Annotated in this window: 2 protein-coding genes and 1 pseudogene; all 3 read right to left on the bottom strand. The window is 58.0% G+C overall.

Annotated features, from left to right (window positions below; genetic code table 11):
- A pseudogene (locus VIL80_RS15510) lies at window positions 1–210 on the bottom strand (arylsulfatase); the annotation flags it as partial.
- 45 nt (window positions 211–255) lie between these two features.
- Window positions 256–1,263, bottom strand: a complete 1,008-nt coding sequence (locus VIL80_RS15505; protein WP_332036994.1) for an HAD family hydrolase — start codon at window positions 1,261–1,263, stop codon at window positions 256–258.
- 121 nt (window positions 1,264–1,384) lie between these two features.
- Window positions 1,385–2,051 (bottom strand): hypothetical protein (locus VIL80_RS15500; protein ID WP_332036993.1); only part of this gene is annotated, 667 nt, incomplete at its 5' end.

Below are 2,051 nucleotides of genomic sequence, written 5' to 3'. Positions count from 1 at the left end.
GTTGGCAATGCGGTCGATATTGGGGGTTTTGTAGCCCAGCATGCCGCGGTTGTTGAAGCTGACATTCCAGAAGCCGATATCGTCGCCCCAGATCACCAGGATATTCGGTTTGTCCTGGGCCTGGGCGGCGCTATGGCCGAGACACATCAGCGCAACAGAGGTGACCGCAATCGGCACCCGCAGCATGCGTTTCAAATAAGTGCGAACCATATTTTCCTCCTCGACGGTGACAGCAAACTGTTTTCGGTATGTGATTTAACGCTTGGCTGCCGGGAACACCGTTTTCCAGTCGTTTTGCATATCGATGACAACCCAGCCTTTTTTGGCGGCGTCATCGAGTCCTTTGTTGAGTTGGCCAACGTGAGAGTCGCGGTCGTAGGCCCATTCGCGCTTGGCATCGGTGTGGTGCAGCAGTATGCCAAAACGCGGGCCGCTGCCGGCGGTGGTCCACTCCAGCATCTGGTAGTCCCCGTCAGAATTTCCGGAGGCGAATATGGGGCGCTGGCCGATGTACTGGTGGATACCGACGGGCTTGCCCTCCTTGTCATCCACCAAGTTGATTTCCGGCAGCTTGATAATCACCGGTTTGCCGTCTTGCACTTCGTATTTGGCCTTGAGGCTGGAGCCGACCACCTGATCGGGGGGGATGCCGTAAGTTTGCTCGGCAAATACCCGCATAAAATCCACACCGCCGCCGGAAACAATGAAGGTCTTGAAGCCGTTCGCGCGCAGATAGTCCAGCAGTTCCAGCTGAGGCTGGTAAATCATTTCATTGAAGGGGCGATTGGTTTTCGGGTGGCGTGCGGTCTTCAGCCAGTCACTGACATTTGCACGGAACTCTTCCGCGGTCATATTGGCGTGGGTGGCGGCGATGATTTTCATCAAGCCTTTCTCGCCACTGGCGATGACGCCTTTCATATCCCCCTTGAGCACGGATGCAAAGGGTTCCTCGGTTTTCCACTCCGGATGCTCGGCGGCCTTCTTTTTCACCTGATCGACGGCATAGAAGAATTGGAAATAAACCGGCTGCTCTGCCCACAGGGTGCCGTCATTGTCGAAGGTGGCGATGCGCTGGTTTTCCGGCACGAAGTCCGGGGAACCCTTTTTCGTGACCTTTTCCACGAAGCCGACAATGGCATCTTTGGTCGGGCCGTCGTTCCAGGAGGGCAGTGGGGAAGCGGCCTGAGCAGGAATTGCGTTGACCAGGAAAAAGATCAGAAGGCTCGAAGTGAGCCAGGACTGGAGCCGGTACCGCACATGCATAACGTGTTCCTCTAAACTGCGCGAGGATCTGGCAGGTATTACCTCTATCCCTATTTACTGTAGACGGAAATTTCTACCTTGATGTGTAAAGGCAAACTTGGGACCTGGCGGGTGCGCCTGTTCAGGGGTTCAGCGGAGGCAGGGACTGCGGGTGCCGGGGAGTCGATGTCGGTTTCAGTACCTCGATCGCCTGTGCCAATTGTTGCCAGGCGGCGGCGACGGCAGAGCCATCGGGCGTGCGGCCAAACTGTGCTGCTCCGATTGCGAGCAGTGCGGGTTGCAGTGTTTTCGCGGCAGAGGGGCGGTAGCGTTTGAATTCCGACAGGGCCAGAAGGAGCTCTGGATAGTCCTGTGCGGCGCAGGCATTTTGCAATCGCTGCCACGCGAGTTTTCCGGATTCCCCGGCCTGTTGTTCACGCAGTGCTCGCCACTTGCGCAGCCTGGGGCCTGCCCAGTGGGCGAGTAACCAAACAGCGAGTGCTGCGGCAGAGAGGATGAGAAGTTTTTCCCATAGGCTTGTGCCGGCCAATGGCCCCGGGCCGCGGGCGTGTACCTTGATGGCGTCCACCGAGGTTGTCTTGATGGTGCCGTCGTCCAGGTCGTACCAGCGCAGGGTAACCGCGGGTAGCGTGCCGCGCGCGCCGCTTTCCGCCACGTAGGTTACGCGCTCAGTACGGATACCGATGGTTTCGTCGTTGCGGGAATCGGTTTTGTCTTCCGCCTTGTGGGCGTCTGCATAGGCGGCCAGGCCGTTCGGGCTTTGCGTGTTCAGCAGCTGGGGAATAAAT

Source organism: Microbulbifer sp. (genome assembly GCF_036563125.1).
In the GTDB taxonomy this organism is placed as follows: Bacteria; Pseudomonadota; Gammaproteobacteria; order Pseudomonadales; family Cellvibrionaceae; genus Microbulbifer.
Note: the sequence above shows the minus strand (reverse complement) of the source record. Positions and strands in the feature narration are given on the sequence as shown.

Excerpts from the sequence above, each read along its gene's own strand:
- VIL80_RS15505 (WP_332036994.1), bottom strand. The coding sequence starts at position 1,263 with ATGCATGTGCGGTACCGGCTCCAGTCCTGGCTCACTTCGAGCCTTCTG.